At 62.6% G+C, this 23,328-nt stretch carries 23 protein-coding genes and 1 riboswitch; of the genes, 14 read left to right on the plus strand and 9 right to left on the minus strand.

Translation table 11 applies throughout. The features are described from left to right. Window positions 1-27: 27 nt before the first annotated feature. Complete coding sequence (locus ACFVHU_RS12440; RefSeq protein WP_388024670.1) at window positions 28-1,236, minus strand: DNA recombination protein RmuC; 1,209 nt, start codon at window positions 1,234-1,236, stop codon at window positions 28-30. Window positions 1,237-1,319: 83 nt separating this feature from the next. Here ACFVHU_RS12440 and ACFVHU_RS12445 point away from each other — a divergent pair, with 83 nt between their 5' ends. The 3 genes from ACFVHU_RS12445 (at window position 1,320) to ACFVHU_RS12455 (ending at window position 3,012) form a co-directional block, all read left to right on the plus strand. After that, window positions 1,320-1,964 carry a pyroglutamyl-peptidase I gene (locus ACFVHU_RS12445; protein WP_388024672.1) on the plus strand — a complete coding sequence of 215 codons (645 nt, stop codon included), beginning with the start codon at window positions 1,320-1,322 and terminating at the stop codon, window positions 1,962-1,964. Further along, window positions 1,952-2,173 (plus strand): hypothetical protein, encoded by a 222-nt coding sequence (locus ACFVHU_RS12450; protein ID WP_388024673.1) that lies wholly within the window; start codon window positions 1,952-1,954, stop codon window positions 2,171-2,173. Before ACFVHU_RS12445 ends, ACFVHU_RS12450 begins: the two co-directional genes overlap by 13 nt. 179 nt (window positions 2,174-2,352) lie before the next feature. Next, window positions 2,353-3,012, plus strand: coding sequence for a YitT family protein (locus ACFVHU_RS12455; RefSeq protein ID WP_388024675.1), 660 nt, complete (start codon window positions 2,353-2,355; stop codon window positions 3,010-3,012). Between the two features lie 26 nt (window positions 3,013-3,038). Here the strand turns inward: ACFVHU_RS12455 and ACFVHU_RS12460 are convergent, their stop codons facing one another. Then, window positions 3,039-4,439 carry a PLP-dependent aminotransferase family protein gene (locus ACFVHU_RS12460; protein WP_388024676.1) on the minus strand — a complete coding sequence of 467 codons (1,401 nt, stop codon included), beginning with the start codon at window positions 4,437-4,439 and terminating at the stop codon, window positions 3,039-3,041. 61 nt (window positions 4,440-4,500) lie between these two features. Here ACFVHU_RS12460 and ACFVHU_RS12465 point away from each other — a divergent pair, with 61 nt between their 5' ends. Continuing rightward, on the plus strand, window positions 4,501-5,136 hold the full coding sequence (locus tag ACFVHU_RS12465) for a YitT family protein (RefSeq protein WP_388024678.1): 636 nt from the start codon (window positions 4,501-4,503) through the stop codon (window positions 5,134-5,136). A gap of 58 nt (window positions 5,137-5,194) precedes the next feature. Beyond that, window positions 5,195-5,797, plus strand: coding sequence for a hypothetical protein (locus tag ACFVHU_RS12470; protein WP_105658637.1), 603 nt, complete (start codon window positions 5,195-5,197; stop codon window positions 5,795-5,797). A 9-nt stretch (window positions 5,798-5,806) separates the two neighbouring features. Here the strand turns inward: ACFVHU_RS12470 and ACFVHU_RS12475 are convergent, their stop codons facing one another. Both ACFVHU_RS12475 and serS read right to left on the minus strand, forming a co-directional pair. Further along, window positions 5,807-6,637 carry an HAD family hydrolase gene (locus ACFVHU_RS12475; protein ID WP_388024681.1) on the minus strand — a complete coding sequence of 277 codons (831 nt, stop codon included), beginning with the start codon at window positions 6,635-6,637 and terminating at the stop codon, window positions 5,807-5,809. A 124-nt stretch (window positions 6,638-6,761) separates the two neighbouring features. After that, window positions 6,762-8,039: a serine--tRNA ligase gene (gene serS / locus ACFVHU_RS12480; protein ID WP_105658639.1), complete on the minus strand. Its 1,278-nt coding sequence runs from the start codon at window positions 8,037-8,039 to the stop codon at window positions 6,762-6,764. A gap of 38 nt (window positions 8,040-8,077) precedes the next feature. Here serS and ACFVHU_RS12485 point away from each other — a divergent pair, with 38 nt between their 5' ends. After that, window positions 8,078-9,124: a diacylglycerol kinase family protein gene (locus ACFVHU_RS12485; protein WP_105658640.1), complete on the plus strand. Its 1,047-nt coding sequence runs from the start codon at window positions 8,078-8,080 to the stop codon at window positions 9,122-9,124. A gap of 65 nt (window positions 9,125-9,189) precedes the next feature. Here ACFVHU_RS12485 and pheA read toward each other — a convergent pair whose 3' ends face one another. Together pheA and ACFVHU_RS12495 are read right to left on the minus strand one after the other, a co-directional pair. Then, the gene (gene pheA / locus ACFVHU_RS12490) at window positions 9,190-10,113 is read right to left on the minus strand and encodes a prephenate dehydratase (RefSeq protein WP_133833728.1); all 924 of its coding nucleotides are present in this window, start codon (window positions 10,111-10,113) and stop codon (window positions 9,190-9,192) included. Further along, complete coding sequence (locus tag ACFVHU_RS12495; protein ID WP_105658642.1) at window positions 10,110-10,436, minus strand: rhodanese-like domain-containing protein; 327 nt, start codon at window positions 10,434-10,436, stop codon at window positions 10,110-10,112. Before ACFVHU_RS12495 ends, pheA begins: the two co-directional genes overlap by 4 nt. Before the next feature lie 67 nt (window positions 10,437-10,503). Between ACFVHU_RS12495 and ACFVHU_RS12500 the strand changes: the two genes are divergently transcribed. Together ACFVHU_RS12500 and ACFVHU_RS12505 are read left to right on the plus strand one after the other, a co-directional pair. Then, complete coding sequence (locus ACFVHU_RS12500) at window positions 10,504-11,850, plus strand: amidase (protein ID WP_388024683.1); 1,347 nt, start codon at window positions 10,504-10,506, stop codon at window positions 11,848-11,850. Between the two features lie 52 nt (window positions 11,851-11,902). After that, window positions 11,903-13,360 (plus strand): peptide MFS transporter, encoded by a 1,458-nt coding sequence (locus tag ACFVHU_RS12505; RefSeq protein WP_105658644.1) that lies wholly within the window; start codon window positions 11,903-11,905, stop codon window positions 13,358-13,360. 63 nt (window positions 13,361-13,423) lie between these two features. On the opposite strand, the gene ACFVHU_RS12510 is transcribed toward ACFVHU_RS12505, so the two are convergent. Next, complete coding sequence (locus ACFVHU_RS12510) at window positions 13,424-13,762, minus strand: DUF4190 domain-containing protein (RefSeq protein WP_105658645.1); 339 nt, start codon at window positions 13,760-13,762, stop codon at window positions 13,424-13,426. 56 nt (window positions 13,763-13,818) lie between these two features. Between ACFVHU_RS12510 and pgm the strand changes: the two genes are divergently transcribed. Beyond that, window positions 13,819-15,417, plus strand: coding sequence for a phosphoglucomutase (alpha-D-glucose-1,6-bisphosphate-dependent) (gene pgm, locus ACFVHU_RS12515; RefSeq protein ID WP_388024685.1), 1,599 nt, complete (start codon window positions 13,819-13,821; stop codon window positions 15,415-15,417). On the opposite strand, the gene ACFVHU_RS12520 is transcribed toward pgm, so the two are convergent. Both ACFVHU_RS12520 and ACFVHU_RS12525 read right to left on the minus strand, forming a co-directional pair. Then, window positions 15,414-16,862 carry an amino acid permease gene (locus ACFVHU_RS12520; protein ID WP_388024687.1) on the minus strand — a complete coding sequence of 483 codons (1,449 nt, stop codon included), beginning with the start codon at window positions 16,860-16,862 and terminating at the stop codon, window positions 15,414-15,416. The two genes, pgm and ACFVHU_RS12520, sit on opposite strands and share 4 nt — an antisense overlap. Before the next feature lie 79 nt (window positions 16,863-16,941). Continuing rightward, complete coding sequence (locus ACFVHU_RS12525; RefSeq protein ID WP_388024688.1) at window positions 16,942-18,375, minus strand: aldehyde dehydrogenase family protein; 1,434 nt, start codon at window positions 18,373-18,375, stop codon at window positions 16,942-16,944. A gap of 89 nt (window positions 18,376-18,464) precedes the next feature. Here ACFVHU_RS12525 and ACFVHU_RS12530 point away from each other — a divergent pair, with 89 nt between their 5' ends. The 5 genes from ACFVHU_RS12530 to thiD all read left to right on the plus strand — a co-directional run bounded on the left by ACFVHU_RS12530 (window position 18,465) and on the right by thiD (window position 23,327). Further along, on the plus strand, window positions 18,465-19,994 hold the full coding sequence (locus tag ACFVHU_RS12530; protein ID WP_388024690.1) for a hypothetical protein: 1,530 nt from the start codon (window positions 18,465-18,467) through the stop codon (window positions 19,992-19,994). Beyond that, the gene (locus ACFVHU_RS12535) at window positions 19,991-20,359 is read left to right on the plus strand and encodes a GntR family transcriptional regulator (protein WP_388024692.1); all 369 of its coding nucleotides are present in this window, start codon (window positions 19,991-19,993) and stop codon (window positions 20,357-20,359) included. The genes ACFVHU_RS12530 and ACFVHU_RS12535 overlap by 4 nt, the downstream gene beginning before the upstream one ends. Window positions 20,360-20,393: 34 nt before the next feature. Beyond that, window positions 20,394-20,488: riboswitch (TPP riboswitch) on the plus strand. Further along, window positions 20,478-21,272: a hydroxyethylthiazole kinase gene (gene thiM / locus ACFVHU_RS12540; protein ID WP_388024694.1), complete on the plus strand. Its 795-nt coding sequence runs from the start codon at window positions 20,478-20,480 to the stop codon at window positions 21,270-21,272. (Overlaps the previous riboswitch by 11 nt.) After that, window positions 21,265-21,906, plus strand: coding sequence for a thiamine phosphate synthase (gene thiE / locus ACFVHU_RS12545; RefSeq protein WP_388024695.1), 642 nt, complete (start codon window positions 21,265-21,267; stop codon window positions 21,904-21,906). The genes thiM and thiE overlap by 8 nt, the downstream gene beginning before the upstream one ends. After that, the gene (thiD, locus tag ACFVHU_RS12550; protein WP_388024696.1) at window positions 21,903-23,327 is read left to right on the plus strand and encodes a bifunctional hydroxymethylpyrimidine kinase/phosphomethylpyrimidine kinase; all 1,425 of its coding nucleotides are present in this window, start codon (window positions 21,903-21,905) and stop codon (window positions 23,325-23,327) included. The genes thiE and thiD overlap by 4 nt, the downstream gene beginning before the upstream one ends. The last annotated feature ends 1 nt before the right edge of the window (window position 23,328 follow it).

The raw sequence follows: 23,328 nt of genomic DNA on the forward strand, positions 1-23,328 counted from the left end.
CTGCCGGAGACCCGGACCTGCCCGGCGCTAGGCTTCAGGCAGCATTCCGCTGAGCACATCTTCCTGCGCGGAAACTTCCAGGGTCTGCACGTCCTTGAGTTTCCGCTCCACCGCACGGGTCCGGGTACCGGCATCGCGCACCGTGTTCTGCGCTGTGGCCAGCTGCTTGCCCAGCTTGTCCCAGACATCTCCGTACTTGCGGAACTCTTCCTTGGCCGCCGAGAGCACCTGCCATACCTCGCTGCTGCGCTTCTCAATGGCCAGTGTCCGGAAACCCATTTGCAAGGAGTTCAGCAGGCTCATCAGGGTGGTCGGCCCCGTGACCAGCACCCGGTGCTCGGCCTGCAGCTTGCTGGCCAGCCCCGGGCTGCGCACAACCTCGGCGAACAGCCCCTCGGTGGGCAGGTACATGATGGCGAAGTCGGTGCTGTACGGCGGGGCGATGTACTTGCTGGAGATCAGCTTGGCCTGCTCAAGGATCGCCCGGTCCAGCGCCTTGCCCGCAGCGGCGATGACGGCCTTGTCGCCGTGCTCCTGGGCATCGAGCAGGCGCTCGTAGTCCTCTTGCGGCAGCTTGGAGTCGATTGGCAGATAGATCGTTCCGGCATCCCGCCCGGGCAGGATCACCGCGAACTCCACGACCTCGCGGCTGCCGGGCAGGACCGCCACGTTCTGCTCGTACTGCTCTGCGGTGAGGATGTCTTCCAGCTGGCGCGAAAGCTGCACTTCGCCCCATGAACCACGGCTCTTCACGTTGGTGAGCACGCGTTTCAGCCCGCCGACATCCTGGGCCAGGCTCTGCATTTCCCCCAGCCCCTTCTGCACCATTTCCAGCCGCTTGCTGACCAGTTCAAAGGATTCGCCCAGCCGCTTCTCCAAGGTCCCCTGGAGCTTCTCGTCCACCGTCTCGCGCATCTTCTCGAGTTTGGCTTCATTGCCCGAGCGCAGTTTCTCCATTTCCTGCTGGAGCAGCCCCTGGACCTGCAGATGGCGGTTCGCATTGGCTTCTGCCATCGCGGTCAGCTTGGCGTCGATCTCGGTACGCACTTCGCCCATCCCCTGGCGCAGTTCGGTGCGCTGGGTCCCCAGTTCCTGCCGGAGCTCCGCATTAGCAGCACGCACCGAGTCCTGGATCTGGGTGCCATCAGAGCTGGATGTCCTGCGCACCAGCAGCGAGGCAATACATGCCGTTGCCAGAATATTCAGGATGACGAGTACAAAAACCGCGATTACCATGAGCACCTAACCAAGAACTGTCGAGCGGACCATTGCCTCAGTCCTATCAGCGGACACCGACAGTTTGGGTCCATAATGGGTCCATGCATATTTTGGTCACCGGTTTCGAGCCCTTCGGCAACGACGAATTCAATGCCAGCCAGGAAGCCGTTTCCAACCTTCCCAGGCAGCTGGGCGAGCATCAGGTCCTCACCGCCATGCTTCCGGTGTCCTTCGCGGCCTCCGGCAAGGCTCTCGAATCGCTCGTGGCGAAGCACCAGCCCGATGCGCTGATTTGCGTCGGCGAAGCCGGAGGCCGGCATGCAATCACGCCGGAGCGATGGGCTTTTAACGAAGATGATGCCCGCATCCCCGACAATGATGGCGCCCAGCCACGGTCAGCGGCCATCAAGACGAACGCGCCAGGACGCTTGGATGCCACACTTGATCCAGCAGCGGCCGTCCGCGCCCTGCTCGCCGCAGGCCATGAGGCAAGGGTCTCCGAGGATGCCGGGCGTTTCGTGTGCAACCACATTGCGTATTTGGCGTATTCCCAACCGGTCCCGGCATTGTTCATCCATGTTCCCGCACTGCGCCCGCCAGGGGTTCGAGCCACGGTTGGTGCTGAAACCGACGCATCGGCCAGCCAACCTCGGCCCGGGGACCTGAGCCGGCTATCGTCGGCCCTGGGCCTTGCGATACTGGGAAGCGTCGACCCAGTGGATAGACTGCTTCCATGGAAGCGGTAATGGCACTGGACGGCCCGGAAGTTGGCATTCTGGTGCTGTGGGCGCTGGGCACGGTCCTTGTGCTGGTGCAGTTCCTCCGCGAACGCTGTGTGCGCACCGCCATACCGCTGGCCCTAGCCATACCTATTCCCCTGTTTGGCGCCGTCTACTCGGTGGCCCGCTTGACCGGGATCATGATGAAACGAAAGCCTGGATCCGATAATGAATAGCAGTCCCACCCGCTGGATGGTTCTTTTTTCGCTTTCCATCGGCCTTCTTTTCATCGGAGCTTTCGCCCTGGTCGTCTCGGGGCTCGCTGCCCCATGGCTGGACTGGGACTAGGAATGTGACCATCTGATACTTGCGGGATTACTGCCGGGGTTCAGCGCAGGGCTAGCCTTGAAGCATCATGACCCTGCATAATCTCACTCCGCTCGATCAGCTGCGTGCCGGAAAGCTGCCCCTGCGTCTTGCAAATCTGTTCATCGGCCTCATGCTATTTGCGCTGGCCATGGCACTGCTGATCCGCGCCCAGCTCGGCGTGGATCCGTGGGATGTGCTTCACCTGGGCCTGGCCAACTACATTCCGCTGTCGCTGGGAACGATCGTGATCATCGTCGGTGTCGTGGTGCTGCTGGCCTGGATTCCGCTCAAGCAGTGGCCAGGATTAGGCACCGTCGCCAATGTGCTGCTCATCGGGCTTGGCCTGGACTTCTTTCTCTGGCTCATCCCTGATGTCCACGGATTGGGCTGGCAGATCCTAACCCTGGTTGGCGCCATCGCCGTCAATGGCCTTGGCGGCGCCCTGTACATCGGCTGCCATTTCGGCCCCGGCCCGCGCGACGGCCTGATGACCGGGCTGCATTTGCGCACCGGCAAATCGATCCGCCTGCTGCGCACCATTATCGAGGTGTGCGTGCTGGGGATCGGCTGGTTGCTCGGCGGTCCGGTGGGCGTGGGCACGGTGGCTTATGCGCTGCTGATTGGCCCCGCTACGCAGTTCTTCTTCAAGTACACGACCGTTGCGCTGCCCGCCCAGCAGGGCGCGCCCAGCCCCACCCTGTCCTAGTTCCGCCAGCCGCTTGGGGCCGGAGGCTACGCAGCCACCTGGCGCCATGCCGCGGCAATGGCCGGCAGGGCCTGCTCCAGTTGCGAGCGATCCTGGGCGAAGGGCAGGCGCATATAGTGCTCCAGCCCGTGCCCTTCGACGGCAAAGGTCGCTCCGGGGGCCAGCAGGATGCCTTTCAGCCGGCGCGCCAGCACGCTGGAACGCGGCTGGGGCAAATGGCACCACAAGCTCAGGCCGCCGGAAGGCCGGTTGGGTTCCCAGTCGGGCAGCACCTTGCCCAATTCGCCGATCATCCAATCGCGGTTCCCGCGCAGCTCCTCGCGGGTCGCCGGGGACAGGGCCGACTGCGAGGCGAGCGCATTGGCCAGCACCAGCTGTTCCAGTACCGGCGCCCCCAGATCCATGCTCATCCGGGAGCGGGCAAGCGCTCCAGCCAGGTGGCGCGGGGCGCGGATCCAGCCCAGGCGCAGGCCTCCCCAGTGCGACTTGCTGGCGCTGCCCACGCTGATCAGGTTCCTGGAGAATGCGGCCATCGGCAATACCTCGGGCCGCTCATCGAGCCATAGCTCGGCGCAGGTCTCATCGACAATTCCCACGGTTCCCGCACGATCGAGCTCGGAGGCCCAGCGTGCGCGTCCGGCATCATCGAGCAGCGTTCCCACCGGGTTGTGGAAATCCGGCAGGCACAGCATCACCGCGGGTGAGATCCTTTGCAAGGCTTCGGCGATCTGCTCCAGATCCGATCCTTCCGGGCCGATCGGCACAGCGGCGGTGCGCGCCCCGTGGGCCTTCAGCGCCAGCAGCGAATTCGGATAGGTGGGCGTTTCCGCCAGCACCGTCTGCCCGCGGCCAAGCACCGCGCGCCCGGCAGCGGCGATCGAGGAGAGCGCCCCGGAGGTGACGATGATCTGTTCCGGACTGGTCGGCAGCCCCTTGCGGGTGTACTGCTCGGCCAGGGCGGCGCGCAATGGCTCGATGCCCAACGGATAGTAGCCCATGGTCGCGGCGTAGCGCGGAAGCTCCTCGAGCGCTGCTTCGAACTCGGCGATCATTCCCGCAGGGGCATTTGGCGCCGCGCACGTCAGATCGAGGGCGCGGCTTCCGGGCATCGGCCCGAATCCGCCCAGCGGCAGCGGTTCGGCACCTCCGGATACCGGGCCGCCGGGCAGTTGGGCGATGGTCCCCGAGCCGCGGCGGGCACTGGCGTACCCGGCATCGCGCAGTTCGGAGTAGGCTCGCGACACCGTGGTGCGGCTCAGCCCCAAGGCTTGGACGGCGTCGCGTTCGCTGGGCAGCGCCGTGCCATGCAGGATCCGGCCGTTGGCAATCAGCGCCCGCATTGCCAGGAAGAGCCAGCGGTAGGCGGGCATTGAAGCATCAACGGCACCGAGCATGCCCGCAAGCGTCGCGGCTGTGACGCGTCCCATGGATCCACCCATTCGTAATTGGCTATTTTTTCCAAGTCCACTTTACCGGAGCATTGCTTCCATGACCATAACGAACCTGTCTCCGCGCCAGCAGCTTTCCGCCGGACGACTGCCCCTGCGCCTCACTACCCTTTTCCTCGGCCTGACCCTCTACGCTTTCGCCATGGCCATGATGATCCGGGCCCAGCTCGGCGTTGATCCCTGGGATGTGCTGCATCTGGGCATCGCGAATCACCTGCCGCTCTCGCTCGGGACGATCATCATCCTGGTCGGGATCCTGGTGCTGCTGGCGTGGATCCCGCTGAGGCAATGGCCCGGCCTCGGCACCATCGCGAACACGCTGTACCTGGGAATCGCGCTGGACGCCTTCCTGCGCTTCCTGCCTGAAGTCCATGGCCTGGGCTGGCAGATCCTCACGCTGGCCGCGGCAATCCTGGTCAACGGGCTGGGTGGGGCACTGTATATCGGGAGCCACTTCGGCGCCGGTCCGCGCGATGGCCTCATGACCGGGTTGCATCGGCGCACCGGCGTTTCGATCCGACTGGTCCGCACGGCCCTGGAACTCTCGGTGCTGGCCATCGGCTGGCTGCTGGGCGGACCGGTAGGCATCGGCACCATGGCCTACGCACTGCTCATCGGCCCGGCGACGCAGTTGTTCATCCGGCGCGCCAGCATTCGGCTTCCGCAGGGGAGCTAGCCGCAGCCTGCAGCGCGCAGTGCGCGACAAACCCGGTTGCACACGCAATACTTGAATCATGTTTGTCGTTGCGCTCAGCCCCCGGCCCCGCTCGGTCACCGATGTCGCCGCCGCCAGCGAGCAGCTCTGGCACCAGCTGGAACAAGTCGACACCCACGCGCCGTTCACCGCGCTCAGCGGGCAGCTGCTGCTCGGAGTGCCCAGTGACCCCGATGCCGCCGTCGACGCGCTGCTGCGCGTGGCACGGCTGAACTTCTGCAATATCGGGCTGGGTATCGGCAGCCTGTACGAGCCGGTGCCCGCAGAGGCCGACCTGGTCGAGGGCAGGGCGGCGCGGCGCGCGCTCGGCGCGCTGGAGGCGGCCAGCCACCGCGGCGAAAGGGTCCCGATCTGCGTTTCCTCGGGCAATGACGAGATGGACGGCGAGCTCGAGGGCCTGCTGCGCATGCTCGGACAGTGGATCCGCACCCGCACCGAGGCCGAATGGTCCGTCGTTGACCTGTTGACTCCCGGTGTGCGCGGGCAGCAAAAAGCGGTCGCCGGGATCCTGGGAATCACTCCCCAGGCAGTATCTGCGGCGATCGTGCGTTCGGGCTACAACGACGAGCTGGGCGCGCGGGCAGCGATCGCCCGGCTGCTGGAATACACCGACCAGCTCTAGACCCTGGCGCTAGCTGCCCAGCAGCCCTTCCAGGACGATGGCCAGGCCATCCTGGTCTACGCCTTCGGTCACGGCGTCGGCCGCTGCCTTGACCTCTTCCGGCGCTTGGCCCATGGCCACGCCATGTCCGGCCCACTGCAGCATTTCGACGTCATTCCGGCCATCGCCTACTGCCAGCGAGTCCTTCGAATCGACCTTCAGGATCGCCCGCAGCCGCTCCAGGCCGCTGGCCTTGGTGGTACCCTCGGCGGCAATATCCAGCCAAGCGGTCCAGCCCACCGAGTAGGTCACCCCGGAGAGCCCCAGGCTCTGCACGGCATGCCCGAATTCCTCGGCGGTGTTGTCGGTGGAGAAAACCACCACGCGCACGGCCTTGCTGTTGACCAGCTCGCCGAAATCAACGACCTTGCTCTCGGCGCCAAAGCTCATGTCGCCGAAGGTTTCGCTGGAAAGGAATTCGCCGCGCTCGTTTTCCAAGGCGTACTTGGCTTTGGGAAGCTGGTCGCGCAGCGCCCTGAGCGCTGTCGACGGGTCGAAGATCTCGCGGTGCAGGATCTCGACTTCGTCCTGGGACACCTTCGCGAGCACGCCGCCGTTGCTGACCACGACATAGCCATGGTCGATGCCCAGTTCCGCCATGATGGGCAGGGCCGCACCCAAGGAGCGGCCGGTGGAGATGATTACCTCATGGCCTTGGGCCACTACAGCCCGCGCGGCATCGCGCACACGCTGGCTCATTTCCCCCTGGTGGTTGACGATGGTGCCATCCACGTCAAGGCAAATCATCAATTTTTGCTTGGTCAGCCGGTCATCGTTGCCGAGCTTAGTCATAACAGTCATGGCTCAAGTTAACCACCACCGCGGGTTTTTGGCGATGACCCAAGGCACAGCGCCAAGTGAACAACCGGTTAAAAGCATTTGCCGGCTGCCCGCGAGGGGCAGCCGGCAAATGGCCGGTCATTGGCTACTTGAGTACTTCGAGTCCGCCAAGGTAAGGCTGCAGCGCCTTGGGCACGTTGACCGAACCGTCCGGGTTCTGGTGGTTTTCCAGAATCGCCACGAGCCAGCGGGTGGTCGCCAGGGTGCCGTTCAGCGTCGCCACCGAACGGGTCTTGCCGGCCTTGCCGTCGATGATCTCGCGTTCGCGGATATTCAGGCGGCGGGCCTGGAAGGTGGTGCAGTTCGAGGTCGAGGTCAGTTCGCGGAAGGTGCCCTGGGTAGGAACCCAGGCTTCGCAGTCGAACTTGCGCGCGGCGCTCATGCCCAAATCTCCGGCGGCGGTGTCGATCACGCGGTAGGGAAGTTCCATGCGCCCGAGCATGTCCTCTTCCATGGCCAGCAGCTTCTGGTGCTCTGCTTCGGCGTCCTCGACGCTGGCGTAGACGAACATCTCCAGCTTGTTGAACTGGTGCACGCGGATGATGCCGCGGGTGTCCTTGCCAGCCGAACCAGCCTCGCGGCGGTAGCAGGAGGACCATCCGGCGTAGCGGATCGGGCCGTCGGCCAGATCCATGATCTCGTCCGCGTGGTAGCCGGCCAGGGCCACCTCCGAGGTGCCGACCAGGTACATGTTGTCGCGCTCGAGCTTGTAGATCTCGTCGTCGTGCTCGACATCGAAGCCGGTGCCCTGCATGGTTTCGGGGCGGACCAGGGTCGGGGTGATCATCGGGATGAAGTCGTGCGCCATGGCCACATCCAGGGCCATGTTCATCATCGCGATTTCCAGCCGGGCGCCGATGCCCTTGAGGAAGTAGAAGCGCGAGCCGGAAACCTTGGCGCCGCGTTCCATGTCGATGGCGTCCAGCTTCTCGGCGATCTGCAGGTGGTCCAGCGGCTCGAAGCCCTCGGCCTTGAAGTCGCGGGCGGTGCCCACGTGCTTGACGACGGTGAAGTCATCCTCGCCGCCGGCCGGGATGCCGTCGATGATCAGGTTGGGGATGGAACGCTGCAGTGCGGTGCACTTGGCGGAGGCCGCGTCGGACTCGGCCTGGGCGGACTTCACCGCGGCAGCGAGCTCCTTGACCTCGGCAAGCAGGGCGGCGCGCTCGTCGCCCTTGGCCTTGCCGACCTTCTTGGAGAACGCATTCTGCTCGGCACGCAGGCGCTCGTAGGTGGCGATGGTTTCACGACGTGCCGTGTCAGCTGCCAGCAGCTGGTCAATTAACGACTCGTCGGCACCGCGCGCGCGTTGCGAGGCACGGTACAAATCCGGATTTTCGGTGAGCATTTTCAGGTCGATCACATGTTAAGGGTAGCAATCATGAGTACGATGAGAGCATTATGCAGACAAATCGTGTGATCGTTTTCTCTGCCGTGGCTGCTGCAGCTGCCGCCGCGGCGACCAGTTGGTATTCGGTGCGCAAGCTTTCGAACTACAGCAAACCGCTGATCAAGCAGCCCGAAGCGGCTGAACAGGCAGCGGCTACCAAGGTGGCCCTGGTCATCAATCCTTCCAAGTCAGGTGCTGACGAAGCAAGGGAAGCCGTGGTCCGCGTCTGCGCTGAAGCGGGCCTGGAAGCACCGCTGGTCCTTGAAACGACCAAGGACAACGCCGGCCAGGATGCAGCCCGTGAAGCACTCGATGCGCAATGCGACACAATTATTGCCGCAGGTGGCGACGGAACCATCCGCGCCGTCGCGGAAGTGCTCGAAGGCACCGGCGCATCCCTGGGAATCCTGCCGCTGGGCACTGGCAACCTGCTGGCCCGCAACGTGGATATTCCGCTCGATGACCTGCACACCGCGGCGCTGGTGGCAGTGCGCGGGATGGTTCGCCGGATCGACGTCGGGCACATGAAGCTGCAGCTGCTGGACGGCAAGGAGGCGGATCATGCTTTCCTGGTCATCGCCGGCGTGGGCACCGACGCCGACCTGTTTGACGACACCAACGAAGAGCTGAAATCCAAGGTCGGCTGGCTGGCCTACTCGGAAGCCGGCCTGCGCCAGTTGCCGGGCCAGCGCAAGAAGGTCAGCTTCAAGCTCTCGGGCGACGAGAGCTGGCAGACCCGCAAGGTCCGTTCGGTGCTCTTCGCCAACTGCGGAAAGCTGCAGGGCCTGGATTTCGTGCCCGACGCCAAGATCGACGACGGCGTGCTCGACGCAGTGATCCTTTCTCCCCGCTCGGCCGCCGGCTGGACCTGGATCCTGCTCAAGACCGCATTCCGCGCCAAGAACAAGATTCCGGTGATGAGCTTCTACCAGACCTCTGGCGTGTCGCTGCGTTGCGATGAGCCGATGAATACCCAGATCGACGGGGACCCCACCGGCCAGGTCAACGAACTGCAGGTGTCCGTGAACCCGAGCGCCCTGCGCCTGCGCACCCCGTAGCGCATGCCGAAGGCCCGGCCGATTTCCCCTTGCGGGGAGCTAGGCCGGGCCTTCGCGCTGCCTGCTTAAAGCCGGTCGCGCAGCGACTGCACCCAGGCACGGGCTTCACTGAAGGCCGCATCTGAATTATGCGTATCCACGGCCGGCTCCAGGCCTTGGGCGGCTGGGTAGGAACCGAGGAAGCGCAGCTGCGGGGACAGCCGGTGCAGCCCCGACAAGGCGGCGGCAACGCGTTCCTCGGCCACGTGGCCTTCGATATCGACGGAGAAGAAGTACTCGCCCAGGCTCTTGCCGGTAGGACGCGATTCGATGCGCGAGAGGTTCACGCCGCGCGCGGTGAATTGCTCGAGGATTTCCATCAGCGCACCGGGACGGTCCTCGGGCAGCGGCAGGATCAGCGTTGACTTGTCCACGCCGGTAGGCTGCGGAATCCTTCCCGGACGAGTCACGAGGATGAAGCGGGTCACCGCGCCGATATTGTCCTCGACCCCGCTGGCCAGCACCTTCAGGCCGCGCTCCTGGGCTACCAGCGGAGAGCAGATCGCCGCATCATGCGGCGGTTCGTCCTCTTCGAGAGCCAGGGCGCCGGCTGCCGTGGAAGAAGCCGGGGTGAATGCGGCCCCGGGAATATTCGCTTCGGCCCATAAGCGGCACTGCGCCCAGGCATGCCCGTGGGTGGAGATCTGCCTGATCTGCTCCAGCGAGTCGATGCCGGGGCGTACCGCCAGCACGAAAGTGATCGGAACCAGGATTTCGGAAACAATCTGCAGGGCTTCGCCCTGCGCAATGGCGTCCAAGGTGGCCGAAACGCCGCCTTCTACCGAGTTCTCGATCGGGACCATCGCCGCGTCCGCGGTCCCCTCGCGCACCATGGTCAGCGCCACGTTGACGTTGGAGGCCGCGATCCGCTGCGCCTCGGCAGCCCCGGGAACCTGCAGCAGGGCCGACTCGGTGAAAGTGCCAGCAGGTCCCAGATAGGCATAGTTCATCGTACGGTTGGCTCCTGGCCGTTATCCGCTTCCATTGGCAAGCCCGCTTCGATCCACGCATCGGAACCGCCGGCGACGTTGAAGGCGGTGTAGCCCATCACGGTGAGCCATGATGCGGCCTGGGCCGAACGGCCACCGGTACGGCAGATGACGTAGGTGTCTACATCCGGGTCAAGCTCGGAAATCTTCTCTGGCAAGGAGCCAAGGGGAATATGGGTTGCTCCGGCAGCACGGCCTGCTTCCCATTCGAAGTCTTCGCGCACGTCAAGGATGAAGGCATCCTTCGGGACATCATTGACCGAAACAGTCTCAAAATCGCTCACGGCTAGCATTCCTCTCACATAGGGTGTTTGCTTATAAGACTAGTCATTTCCTGCGTCGAAAGCCGACATGTTTCCCTCAAGCGCCCTGAAATTGCGAGACGAGCTGGCCCGCGGCGAGCGTTCAAGCCGCGAGGTCACCGAGCACTACCTCAAGCGCATCGAAGAGCAGGCGGACCTAGGTGCTTTCGTCCACGTGGCAGAAAATGCGATGGAGGCCGCGGCAGCGGCGGACCAGGCGCATGCCCGTGGCGACATTGGCCGCTTGCATGGGCTCCCCACCGCGTTCAAGGACCTCAATGACGTGGCCGGGATGCCTACCACCTATGGCACTGCGGCGATGCCTGCGATGGTCGCTGAACGTGATCACTCCTTGGTGGCCAGGCTGCGCGCCGAGGGCGTGGTGGTCCTGGGCAAGACGCAGGTTCCGGAATTCGGGCTGAGCAGCTATTCAGAGAACCTCGTGGCGCCCCCATCACGCAATCCCTTTGATCCCACGCGCTCGTCGGGCGGTTCCTCTGGCGGGCAGGCCGCGGCGATTGCCGCCGGCATGATTCCGCTGGGTCCGGGCTCTGATGGCGGCGGTTCGGTTCGCATCCCCGCGGCCGCCTGCGGGCTGGTAGGCCTGAAGCCTTCTTTGGGCCGCGTTCCCAGCGACATCCTTGATGGCTACACCGATCCCATGGGCGCACCGAAGCTAGCGGTTAGCGGACCGTTGGCCCATGATGCCTTGGATGCGGCTTTGCTGCTTGACGCCATGCGCGGCAAGGACCACTATCTGCCGTTGCTGCAGGGAAGCTACCCCCAGCGCCTGGACGGGCTGAAGATTGGGTACAGCACCCATTCCCCGTTTGAACCGGTCTATGAAATTACCCTGGCGCAAGAAGCCCGGGCTTCATTTGCCCAGGGCCTTGAACGCCTTGGAGAACGGCATCGCGTCCAGCCGGCCAACCTGCACTACGCCACGGACTATCCGGAAACCTTCGCGGCGGTGTGGACCAATGGCCTGAAAGACGTTCCGGTCGCGGATGATTCGCTGCTCGGCGACTTGGCAAGGGATTTCCGCCGACGTGCCGCCGACCGCTCGCTGGAACAGAGCCTGCAGGCAGGTTCGAGGTTGAAGCAGATTGCGGCCGACTTCGTGCGCCAATGGTCCGCCTACGATGTCGTGGCCACCCCTGCCATGGCCTCGATCCCGCCGAAGATCGGGCACTATACACAATCCACAGCCGATGTGGATTATATGTTGCAGTGCCGGTACACCCCCTACACCTCCATGGTGAACGTCGCCTCAGTAGCGGCCATCACCGTTCCGGTAGGCCACTCCAACGAGGGGTTACCAATGAGTATTCAGCTGATTTCCCCGCGCTCGGACGAAGGACTGCTGCTCGCGCTGGCCGTCCAGATGCAGGTGTGACCTTTCCCATATAAGTAGGTACTCGGGTGGGCAAGGGCGAAAAATATTACGTATGTCTACTGCAACAACGAGCACCAAAGCTTCCGGAAAGACCTTCTTCGGTCACCCCGGTGCGCTCGCAAGCCTCTTCAGCGTGGAAATGTGGGAACGATTCTCCTTCTACGGCATGCAGGGCTTGCTGGCTTACTACATGTACTACTCGGTCACCGACGGCGGCCTGGGCATGGACCAGGGTTTGGCTCTGTCGCTGGTCGGCGCCTACGGCGGCGCTGTCTACCTGTCCACCATCCTGGGCGCGTGGCTCTCCGACCGCCTGTTCGGCTCGGAACGCGTCCTGTTCTTCTCGGCTATCGCGATCATGATCGGCCATATTGGCCTGGCGCTCCTGCCCGGCTATGCCGGACTGGTTATCGGCCTGATCTTCGTTGCCGTCGGTTCCGGCGGCCTGAAGGCCAACGCTGTAGCCCTGGTGGGCTCCCTGTACTCCAAGGAAGATCCGCGCATCGATGCCGGCTTCTCCCTGTTCTACATGGGCGTGAACATCGGCGGGCTGCTCGGCCCACTGCTCACCGGTTGGCTGCAGGTCCAGTACGGCTTCCACATCGGCTTCGCCGCTGCCGCGGTCGGCATGGCTATCGGCCTGGGGATCTATGCCCTTGGACGCAAGAAGCTGCCGGACTCCGGCCGCATCCCAAGCAACCCGCTGCCTGCCTCTGAGCGCAACCGCTATGTGGTCATCTTCGCTGCCGTGATCGTTTTGATCATTGCCGCTTTCGCATCCAAGATCGTGACTCCGGAGAATTTGGCAAGCACCATCGCCTACGTGGTGATCGCCGCTTCGATCATCTACTTCGCGTTGATCCTGCGCAGCAAGAAGGTTGACGCCACCGAGCGCAAGCAAGTCTGGGCATTCATTCCGTTCTACATCGGTTCGGCTGCCTTCTGGGCCCTGTTCCAGCAGCAGTTCACCTTCATTGCCGCTTACTCGGATCAGCGCCTGGACCGCCACCTGGGCAGCTGGGAAATGCCACCGAGCTGGGTTACCTCGATCAACCCGGTCTTCATCATCATCTTCGCCGGTATCTTCGCCGCACTGTGGACCAAACTGGGCAAGCGCCAGCCACGCACTTCAATGAAGTTCGGCCTGGCACTGGTGGTTGTGGGTGCGGCCTTCTTGCTGTTCATCCCGCTGGAATCCTTCGTGAAGACCCCGCTGCTGGCGCTGGTCGGCATCCTGCTGCTGTGCACCTTTGCCGAGCTGCTGCTCTCGCCAGTGGGCCAGGCAATTGCCACCAAGCTGGCTCCGGCCGCCTTCGGCACCCAGATGATCGCCTTGTTCTTCCTGTCGGTTTCGCTGGGCACCACCCTGTCGGGTGTGCTGGCCGGCTACTACACCGAGGGCAACGAGATCCCGTACTTCATCGCCATGGGCGGCACCGCTGTTGTCCTGGGTATTGCCATGATGGCAGCTACCCCGGCCTTGAAGAAGCTGATGGGCCCGATCCTCTAAGCGTTCGAGCATGCGAAAAGCGGTTGGTTCATTTGAACCAACCGCTTTTTTCATGCCCGGGGATTATCGAAGAAGCCCTTGTGAGAAGGTCACGTTGTCGTAATACGAGTCGTAGCCGAACCCGGTTGACAATGCCCAGAAGAACCAGATGGCTACCGCATAAATGACTATGGCTAGTGCCAATCCAATCCATGAGGTAATTAGCCCGGCTAGGCTCAAGCCCCGGGAGCTGGGTTCACGCCGGTAGGCCAGGTGCCCGGTAATGACTCCGGCCAGCGGAACAAGGATAATGACAGTGAAGCCTAGCAACGACAAGATGCCAAGCACCAGGGAAGCCACCGAGAGGCCGGCGGATTCAGGCGGTCGTTGGTAGGGGTTCTGCGGATACTGGTAGTAGCTCATTTGCCTACCATTCTTCTACGAAACTGCGATAAGCGCATCAATCTGAAAGGCAATCTGTGGCACACCTCCGAGCTGGCCAGCCAGCCCAAGAATCAGACCTGATCAATTTGCAGGAGGTACTCGATGCCTACAGCACCCTGGTTCCTTCCAGCGGCAACCCCGACCAGGCCGTCATTTTCGGCACCTCGGGACATCGCGGAAGCTCCCTGAACACCACCTTCAATGAAATGCATATCGCTGCGATCACCCAGGCCGTGGTCGACTACCGCAACGGTGCGGGGATCACCGGCCCGATGTACGTGGGCAAGGACAGCCACGCACTCTCCGCGCCCGCATACCGCACCGCCCTTGAAGTTTTGGCAGGCAACGGCGTCACCGTGCTCGCCGATGACGGACTGACTCCCACTCCAGCGGTCAGCCACGCAATCCTGGTACATAACGCTAGCGGCGGCGAACAGGCCGATGGCCTGATCATCACCCCATCGCACAACCCGCCAACCGACGGCGGCATCAAGTACAACCCGCCGCATGGCGGACCGGCAGAATCCGGAATCACCGGACCCATCGCTGCACGGGCCAACGAATTGCTGGCCAGCGGAGCGGTCAAGCGCGGCGAGCCGAATGCCCGGCCCTTCGACTTCCGCGAACTGTACATCGCCAATTTGGCTGAAGTCATCGACTTCAAGGCCATCGCCGAGTCCGGCATTTCCATTGGCGCAGATCCGCTGGGCGGGGCTTCGGTGCACTACTGGGGCGAAATCGGCCGCCGATACGGCCTGAACCTCGAAGTGGTCAACGAGTCCGTGGATCCGCGCTTCGGCTTCATGACCTTGGACAAGGACGGGAAGATCCGCATGGATTGCTCCTCCGCCCATGCGATGGCCTCCCTCGTGGCCAATCGCGAGAAGTACGACATCGCGACCGGCAACGATGCCGATGCTGACCGCCACGGCATTGTCACCCCGGATGCCGGCCTGATGAATCCGAACCATTTCCTGGCCGTGGCCATCGACTACCTGCTCACCCACCGTCCGCAGTGGCCGGCTGATGCCCAGATCGGCAAGACCCTGGTCTCCTCGGTGCTCATCGACAAGGTGGTGGCTTCCCACGGCCGGACCCTGCGCGAGGTACCGGTGGGCTTCAAGTACTTCGTTGAACCGCTGGCTTCCGGCAGGGTCGCTTTTTGCGGGGAGGAATCGGCCGGCGCGAGCTTCTTGGACTTCTCCGGCAAGGCGTTCAGCACCGACAAGGACGGCCTGATGCTGGCCCTGCTGGCCAGCGAGATCCGCGCAGTAACCGGCAAGAGCCCCAGCCAGCTGCATGCCGAACTGGTAGAGCGCCACGGCCCCAGCTTCTACGACCGCTTTGACGCGCCCGCAAACCGCGAGCAGAAGGCCGTACTGGGCAAGCTGGATCCATCGATGGTCACCGCTACCGAACTGGCATCGGATCCGATTACCGCCAAGGCCACGCAAGCGGCCGGCTTCCCCATTGGCGGCTTGAAGGTTTCCAGCGAGCACGCATGGTTTGCCGCGCGCCCATCGGGCACAGAAGACATCTACAAGATCTATGCAGAATCAACAAAATCACCCGAGCATCTGCAGCAGGTGCTGGCTGAAGCTCGGGTGATTGTTGATGCTGCGCTAGCTGGCTAGTTCAGCTTCGCGGTCCATGGATCGATGGCCACGGCTGGCTGCTTGCGGGTAGCCAGCCAGTGGCCCAGCCAGAGCAGCAGGAAGATCGGCAGGCCGATGTAGCTCGAAGCCATCTGCAGCAAGTTTCCATCCACGATCGCCTGGTAGTTCTGGCCGACGATCACCACGATCAGGATCACGAAAGCCAGGATCGGTCCCAGCGGGAACAGTGGCGCCTTGTACGGCAGGTTCGCGAGATCCTGCCCGCTGGCAATATATGCCTTGCGGAACTTGTAGTGGCACACCGCGATACCCACCCAGGCAATGAAGCCGGAGAGACCCGAAACGTTCAGCAACCAGGTATATGCCGAACCCTGGCCGACAATCGCGGTAAGGAAGCCGAAAAGGCCTACCGAGGCGGTTAGCAGCATTGCCGGCATGGGCACGCCGCGCTTGTTCAAGCGGGCGAAGATCTTTGGAGCCTTGCCGTCCAACGCCATCGAATAAAGCATGCGCGCAGAGGCATATAGACCGGAGTTGCCTGCGGAGAGGATGGCCGACAGGATCACCGCATTCATCAGTGCCGCGGCGAATGCTACGCCCGCACGCTCGAAGACAAGGGTGAATGGCGAGGTGGTGATATCCGATGCCTCGGAAGAGAGCAGGGATGGATCCACATACGGGATCAGCATGCCAATGACGAAGATCGCGCCGATGTAGAAGAGCATGATGCGCCAGAAGATCGCCTTGATGGCGCGTGGGATATCGCGCTGGGGGTTCTCGGCTTCACCGGCGGCCACGCCGATCAGTTCGGTTCCCTGGAAGGAGAAACCGGCGATCATGAAGACCGATACGATGGACAGCCAGCCGCCAACAAATGGCGCTTCGCCATCGGTCCAATTGCTGAAGCCAGGGGTGGAGTCGCCCAGGATGCCGAAGATCATCGCGACACCGCAGATCAAGAAGACCACCACGGTGATGACCTTGATCGCGGCCAACCAGTATTCACCCTCGCCAAAGGCCTTGGCGGACAGCGCATTCAATCCGGTGAGCAGCACCAGGAAGATGGCCGCCCAGATCCATCCCGGGGCATCAGGGAACCAGTAGGACATGATGATGCCAGCTGCCACCAGCTCGGCAGCCACGGTAATGGCCCAGTTGAACCAGTAGTTCCAGCCGATCGCGAAGCCGAAGTGGCGATTCACGAAGACCGTTGCGTAGGTCTGGAAGGAACCGGCGACCGGAAGCCGGGCGCTCATTTCTCCCAACGACTGCATCAGGAGCAGCACCATCATGCCGATCAGCGCGTAGGCCACCAGCGAGCCACCGGGGCCAGCTTGGGCAATGGTGCCGCCGGACGCGACGAATAGTCCGGTACCAATCGAGCCGCCAATGGCAATCATCTGCATATGGCGAGCTTTGAGGCCACGCTTCAGACCGTCCTGGGACGGTGCGGGCTCAGTCATGCGTTACATCTCCTGATGCTTGAAAATTTCCAACCTATCAATCCAAGCACCCTGACAAGCCATAAAGCTATGAACCGCGCTACAGTAAGCGATCAATAATCTTTCGCTTGGCCCATGAATATGGAGGATATATCGCGCTCAGGGTATCAACGACGGTTGTTTTGTTGAATTCCGAGCGCATCTGCGAAAGCCGTTCGAACCCGTGCTTGCCGTGGTAGGCCCCCATTCCGCTCGGTCCCACGCCGCCGAAAGGCAGGGTTGGAACGATCATCTGGGCCAACGGAGCATTATGCACAATGGAGCCGGCTCGCACCCGGTCAGAGAAAATCGACTGCAGGCGCGGGCTTTCGCTCATCAGGTAAGCGGCCAGCGGCGACGGCCGCCGGGCAATGAATTCGAGTGCTTCCTCGAAGGTTTCCACCTCGATCACCGGCAGGATCGGACCGAAAATCTCTTCGGTCATCAAACTTCCCTCGAGGTCCACATTGCGCATGATGCTCGGCGCTATGCGCAGGGTATCCTCGTCGTACTCGCCGCCGAAAACCACCTCGCCTTGCTCGAACATCGACAGCAGCCGCTCAAAGTGCTTGCGGCTGACGATGCGGCCAAAGTCCGGATGGGTGAGCGGTTCCTTGCCGTAGAAGCTGGAGATGGCCTGGCCCAGGCGCCTGATGAGCTCAGACGAGTCGCCCACGCTCAATACGTAATCCGGCGCCACGCAGGTCTGGCCGGCATTCATGAACTTGGCGTAAGCCAAGCGCTTCGCGGAAGCCAACGAATCGTTCTCCACCACGGCCGGCGATTTTCCGCCCAATTCCAAGGTGGTAGGCGTCAGATGCTTCGCGGCCGCGGCAGCCACGATCTTGGCCACGCGTTCGCCGCCGGTGTAGAAAATGTGGTCCCAGCGGGCGGCAAGCAACTCCGTGGAGGTATCCACGCCGCCTTCAACTACCGCGTAAACCCGTTCGTCGAGGTAGACCGGGAGGAACTTGGCCAAGGCGCCTGAGGTCGCAGGAGCCAGCTCGGATGGCTTGATGACCGCAGCGTTGCCGGCAGCAATGGCCGCGACCAGCGGTGCGAGCACCAGCTGAACCGGATAGTTCCAGGCTCCGATAATCAGCACGACCCCCAGCGGGCGCGGCTCGACCTTGGCCATGGCTGGCTGCAAGGCCAGCGGAACCTTGACACTGGTGGAATCCATCCACTCAACGAGGTGGCGCTGGGCGAAATCTATTTCCGCGCGCACCACGTCGATTTCGGAGAATTTGGCTTCGGTGGCACTCTTGCCCAAGTCCTCGGCCAAGGCCTGGACGAAGTCTTCCAGATGCTCTTCCAGCATCTTCTCCAGTGCCTTGAGCTGCTGCAGGCGGAAGCGTCGCGGATGCGTGATCCGCGTGTCCGCAGAACGCCGCAAATGACTCAGAACTGTTGCTATGCGCGATGGATGCTCGTCCACCGGAGGTGCGGAATCACCGACCGGTTCGGGCAACGGAGTGGAAGTAAACAGACCCATGATTTGAGCGTACGTCACTGGGACTATTTTTCATCGTTTAATTCGCCAGAGGATTCAATATGTATCAAATAGTTGATACATTGATGTCCATGAACCAGTTCTCGGCGAGCGCCATATCCATCGCTTTCGTTGCCGCAATCATCTGCGTTTGGTTGCGTTCGGTGGCGCACAGGCGTGGAACACCAGCTATCGACCGGGCCCGATCCCACTCGTTCTGGTGCGCATTGATCGCATTCTTTGCTTCAACCTCATGGGATTTGTCCGAGACCTGGCGCGTTTCAATGACCGAAACCAATTCAGGTTCGGCTATCGCTGAAGCACTCACTCCGGGGATCTGGGTTCTTCTGGTATACCTCATCGGCTTGTTCACTTGGCCCAAGGAACTCCAGCCCGTGCGCACCGCTTCATTAGAGGCCCGCAGCCTGACAACTCCATTTCCCAAGGCCCTAGGGGCTTTCGTTGGGCTTTTGCTGCTGATCGCAGTCGGCTCCCTGTGGCCGGTCTCCAAAGTCGAAGGGCTCGTTGGCGTTCCGGCCTCGGAATTCACGACCTTTGATTTTGACGGCATCTATTCATACACGTCGGAGGGTCCGTATGATGGGCGGTTGCCGGGCACACAGATGCTCCCGGTATTCATCGTGGCCCTGGCAGGGATCATCGTGGCCGCGGCTGTGATTACCGTAGTTATCCTGAAAAGACCTGCCTTGGCCGGCATCTCGGTCGAAGACAACCAAGCGTTGCGCACGGTCTGGCTCAACCGCTTGATGCGCAATATCGGCATCGTCTTGCTGGCTTTCACCGTGTCGGTGGTCAATTACTCGCAGGCTAATTCGCCGGATGGACAGTACGAGTTCGTTAGCTATGGCGCCCTTGCGGTCGCCCTCACGTTGCTCTTCTGGGGACCGCGCTCTACATTCTCAGCTCAATCCACCACCAGGGAACGGACCGCCTTCTCGCGTTTGCGTGATCAACTATTCACCTTGCAATACGTAACTGCAGCACTCACCTTGCTCAGCGTTGCAATCGGCTGGTCATTCTTGCCACTGGATGACGAGCTCCAGATGCCTACCAATGAGCGAACTACGTGGATCTTAATGATCTTTGCCGGTGCGGCTTTGAGCTATGCCGTTCTCAATGCGCTTTATCTCAGCTACGTCAGCACGGTGGCCCGGCAGGCGTCTGCAGCACCCAAGTACCACGCGCCCCTGCCCTTGTGGTCCTACATCGCCGCTGGCTTGCTGTTTGCCACCAGCACCTATTTTCTGCTCGATCCGCCGCTGGACTATTTGTGGGGCTTCGTGCCTCCAGGCAAGACAATGGTTGCAGGCTTGATCCTGCTGTTGCTGGCAACCCATCTTGGATTCGTCTGGTTCTCCCGCCGGGCAATTATTCCCTGGGCTGTCTCGTCGGCCGAAGAAATCTGGTACCGCAAGGTCCTGGAACTGCGTTCAATGCGTGTTAACACCAGTGCAGTGGTAGCCATGCTGCTCATTGGCTACGGATTCCCGGCCGGGCTGGGACTCTTTGCATTGCTCATCTTCGTTGTCCCAGCAGTCATTTTCCTAGAGCGCCCCGGTAGCGCCTTCGTGCGGGAACATCAGCCGGCAGCTACTTCATGAGCACGCAGATCAGTGTTGACCTCCAAGCAGCTACCCCGCCCTATGAGCAGATCCGCTCGCAGATTGCTTCACTGATCTCCTTGGGAGATCTGCCCTCGGGGAGCAAGCTGCCTACTGTGCGTGCGCTGGCCACGGACCTCGGCGTCGCTGTCGGTACAGTGGCGCGCGCCTACAAGGAGCTGGAAGCCGAAGAGCTGATCACCTCCCGGCGCCGTGCCGGCACAGTAGTCAACGAGCGGCCGCAGCCGGTGGACACCAGGGAAGATCTGCTGGCCGCCGTGGATCGCCTCTGGGCGCTGGCGGCCGCGCAGAAGGTGGATGCGGCCACGCTCAAGGCCTTGGTGGCGCGGCGCGAGCGTAAGTAACTTGTCCTCGGAACCGGTTGTGCGTACGCTCTATGGCAGTGACACGGGGTGTCGGATCAACCGACTGAGATAAGACCCGTAGAACCTGATCTAGTTCACGCTAGCGGAGGGATGTCGCATGGCTTTGCATGCAGTTGCCCAAAAATACCGGCAACAATCACCTTTGGTTTTTTGCCTGACCAATACCGTCGTATCCAATTTCACCGCCAATGCCCTGCTGGCATCCGGGGCTTCTCCGGCCATGACGGATCTGCCCGGAGAGGCCGGTCCATTCGCGCAGGCAGCTTCAGCCGTATTGGTGAATTTGGGAACTCCAAGCACTGAACAGCTGACCGCCATGGAAGAAGCTGTGCAGTCGGCGAGCGCTGCAGGCACCCCGTGGGTCCTGGATCCAGTGGCAGTGGGAGCGCTTCCGGTGCGCACGGAGTTTGCCCGGCGCATTGTCCGGCAACGCCCGACCCTGATTCGCGGCAACGCCTCGGAAATCCTGGCTCTGGCCGGCCGGCAATCTGCTTCGCGCGGTGTCGATGCCTTGGATGAGGTTTCTGCCGCCTTGGCGGCGGGACGCGAACTGGCCACGGAGCACGACTGCGTGGTGGCCATTTCCGGCCAGGCTGACGCCATCATCGACGCCACGCGTACCGTCTTGGTGCATACCAACGGAATTGGCTTGACCCGGATGACAGGTGGCGGCTGCGCCTTGGGCGCGGTCTGCGCCGGGATGGTTGCGGTCCACGATGACCCGTTCGAGGCCACCATCGCAGCCCACGGTTTCTATGGCCTGGCCGCGGAAAAGGCCCTGGCTGGCAGCTCCGGTCCGGGCAGCTTCGCAGTTGCCTTCCTTGATGCGCTGTCGGCTGCCGATCCCGGGGAACTGAAAACTTTGAAGTACGAGGAATTGAACCATGCATAATTACGGCGCTTATCTAGTAGCCAACACTGCCAGCTGCACCCCACGCAGCACCCTGGAAGTTATCGAGGGAGCCGTCGCCGGAGGGATCGGGTGGATCCAGCTGCGCGCCAAGGATGAAAGCGCCCGGGAATTCTTCGAGCTGGCCTGCGCGGCTGCCAAGCTCACCGACGGCAAAGCCCAGTTGCTGATCAATGACCGCATTGACGTCTACCTCGCGGCACGGGCTGCTGGCGCAGCAGTGAACGGCATCCATATCGGGCAAAAAGATGTGCCGGTACAGCTGGCTCGCCAGATCATCGGCGAGGGCATCATCGGCTTGAGTGCTTCCAGCGATGAGCAGCTGGCCCAGGCGAACAAGGACGCCTCGGTGATCGACTACCTCGGTGTAGGAGCCATCCGCGCCACTCCGACGAAAAAAGACCATCCTGCTCCCCTGGGGCTGGACGGCTTTGCGCGAGCCGCTGCCTTGGCCAAGCTGCCCTGCGTAGCGATCGGCGCAATTACCCAAGACGATGCCGCCGCGATCCGCGCCGGCGGCGGCGCAGGCCTGGCCGTGGTCCGCGCCATCTGCAACGCCGAAGATCCGCAACTTGCCAGCGCGCAGCTGGTCGCAGCCTGGGAGGCCTCGAAATGAACATCCTATCCATCGCAGGCTCCGATCCTTCCGGCGGCGCCGGAATCCAAGCGGATCTGAAGGCCATTGCCGCCAACGGCGGCTACGGAATGTGCGTGATCACCGCTTTGACTGCGCAAAACACCCATGGGGTGTCCGGAGTTCAGGCGATCAGCGGCGATTTCGTCCTCGCGCAGCTCGAAGCCGTGAGTACAGATATCCGCATCGATGCGATCAAGATCGGGATGCTGGCCAACGCCGAGGTGATCCGCGCAGTCACCGGCTGGCTGGAAACTGTTGACGCCCCCGTCGTGCTGGACCCGGTCATGGTGGCGACCAGCGGGGATCGCCTGCTCGACGACGAATCGGCCCTTGATTCGCTGCTGGATCGCGCCACGGTGATTACCCCGAACCTGCTGGAGCTGGCCAGCTTGCTGCGCGAGCCTGTGGCCCCTTCCTGGGACGAAGCCCTGCGCCAGGCCCAGCGGCTGGCTGCCAAGCACGACACGCTGGTGCTGGCCAAGGGCGGGCACCTGGCCGGGGCGGATTGCCCCGATGCCCTGGTGTCGGCGGGCGGGGTGCAGCTGGAGCTGCACGGACCGCGCCATGCCACCAGGAACACCCACGGCACCGGCTGCACCCTTTCCAGCACTCTGGCTACCCGCTTCGCTGCCACTGGAGACTGGATCGCCGCGTTGGAGCAGTCCAAGTCCTACCTCTCCAAGGCCATCGCAGCGGCCGACCAATTGCAGGTGGGCAGCGGCCACGGCCCGGTCAACCACTTCATCGACTTCTTCGGCACGGCAGATCCCATGGGCGACTGGTGGCAGAAGATCCAGCCGATCCGCGAGGAAATCGACCAGCTGGATTTCATCACCCGGCTATCCGAGGGCACCTTGGACCGGGATGACTTCCACTACTACATCGCCCAGGATGCGCTGTATCTGCTGCGTTACGCCAAGGTGCTTTCGCTAGCCAGCTCGATGGCGCCGGATCTCGGTGCCCAGCGTTTCTGGTCGCGTGGCGCCAACGGCATCCTCGATGGCGAGCTGCAGCTGCACGGCAGCTACCTGGATGAGTTCGCTGATACGCCCAGCGCCACCACGCTGAACTACACCAACCACCTGGCCGCCAGCCAGGAGAGCTACGGGGAGCTGATTGCCGCGATCCTGCCTTGCTACTGGCTGTACCAGGACATCGGCAAGCGGCTGGCGGCAGCCAACCATGCCGAGCATCCTTATCGGCAATGGCTGGAAACCTATGCATCCGAGGAATTCGATTCCGCCACCGAGCAGGCCATCGAAATGGTCCGCCAGGCGTTCGAGCAGGCAGATCCGCAGCTGCGGGCCCGCATGGAGGCCGCTTTCATCCGCTCCGCGGAACATGAGCGCTCTTTCTTCGCGCAGGCGCACGAGAACCGAGTAGACTTCTCTACGGCCTAAA

The sequence above is a fragment of the Glutamicibacter sp. NPDC127525 genome (assembly GCF_042672105.1).
Classification (GTDB): domain Bacteria; phylum Actinomycetota; class Actinomycetes; order Actinomycetales; family Micrococcaceae; genus Glutamicibacter.

Coding starts and splice junctions, on each gene's coding strand:
- ACFVHU_RS12440 (WP_388024670.1), bottom strand. CDS start 1,236: ATGGTAATCGCGGTTTTTGTACTCGTCATCCTGAATATTCTGGCAACG.
- ACFVHU_RS12445 (WP_388024672.1), top strand. CDS start 1,320: ATGCATATTTTGGTCACCGGTTTCGAGCCCTTCGGCAACGACGAATTC.
- ACFVHU_RS12450 (WP_388024673.1), top strand. CDS start 1,952: ATGGAAGCGGTAATGGCACTGGACGGCCCGGAAGTTGGCATTCTGGTG.
- ACFVHU_RS12455 (WP_388024675.1), top strand. CDS start 2,353: ATGACCCTGCATAATCTCACTCCGCTCGATCAGCTGCGTGCCGGAAAG.
- ACFVHU_RS12460 (WP_388024676.1), bottom strand. CDS start 4,439: ATGGGACGCGTCACAGCCGCGACGCTTGCGGGCATGCTCGGTGCCGTT.
- ACFVHU_RS12465 (WP_388024678.1), top strand. CDS start 4,501: ATGACCATAACGAACCTGTCTCCGCGCCAGCAGCTTTCCGCCGGACGA.
- ACFVHU_RS12470 (WP_105658637.1), top strand. CDS start 5,195: ATGTTTGTCGTTGCGCTCAGCCCCCGGCCCCGCTCGGTCACCGATGTC.
- ACFVHU_RS12475 (WP_388024681.1), bottom strand. CDS start 6,637: ATGACTGTTATGACTAAGCTCGGCAACGATGACCGGCTGACCAAGCAA.
- ACFVHU_RS12485 (WP_105658640.1), top strand. CDS start 8,078: ATGCAGACAAATCGTGTGATCGTTTTCTCTGCCGTGGCTGCTGCAGCT.
- pheA (WP_133833728.1), bottom strand. CDS start 10,113: ATGAACTATGCCTATCTGGGACCTGCTGGCACTTTCACCGAGTCGGCC.
- ACFVHU_RS12500 (WP_388024683.1), top strand. CDS start 10,504: ATGTTTCCCTCAAGCGCCCTGAAATTGCGAGACGAGCTGGCCCGCGGC.
- ACFVHU_RS12505 (WP_105658644.1), top strand. CDS start 11,903: ATGTCTACTGCAACAACGAGCACCAAAGCTTCCGGAAAGACCTTCTTC.
- ACFVHU_RS12510 (WP_105658645.1), bottom strand. CDS start 13,762: ATGAGCTACTACCAGTATCCGCAGAACCCCTACCAACGACCGCCTGAA.
- ACFVHU_RS12520 (WP_388024687.1), bottom strand. CDS start 16,862: ATGACTGAGCCCGCACCGTCCCAGGACGGTCTGAAGCGTGGCCTCAAA.
- ACFVHU_RS12525 (WP_388024688.1), bottom strand. CDS start 18,375: ATGGGTCTGTTTACTTCCACTCCGTTGCCCGAACCGGTCGGTGATTCC.
- ACFVHU_RS12530 (WP_388024690.1), top strand. CDS start 18,465: ATGAACCAGTTCTCGGCGAGCGCCATATCCATCGCTTTCGTTGCCGCA.
- ACFVHU_RS12535 (WP_388024692.1), top strand. CDS start 19,991: ATGAGCACGCAGATCAGTGTTGACCTCCAAGCAGCTACCCCGCCCTAT.
- thiM (WP_388024694.1), top strand. CDS start 20,478: ATGGCTTTGCATGCAGTTGCCCAAAAATACCGGCAACAATCACCTTTG.
- thiE (WP_388024695.1), top strand. CDS start 21,265: ATGCATAATTACGGCGCTTATCTAGTAGCCAACACTGCCAGCTGCACC.
- thiD (WP_388024696.1), top strand. CDS start 21,903: ATGAACATCCTATCCATCGCAGGCTCCGATCCTTCCGGCGGCGCCGGA.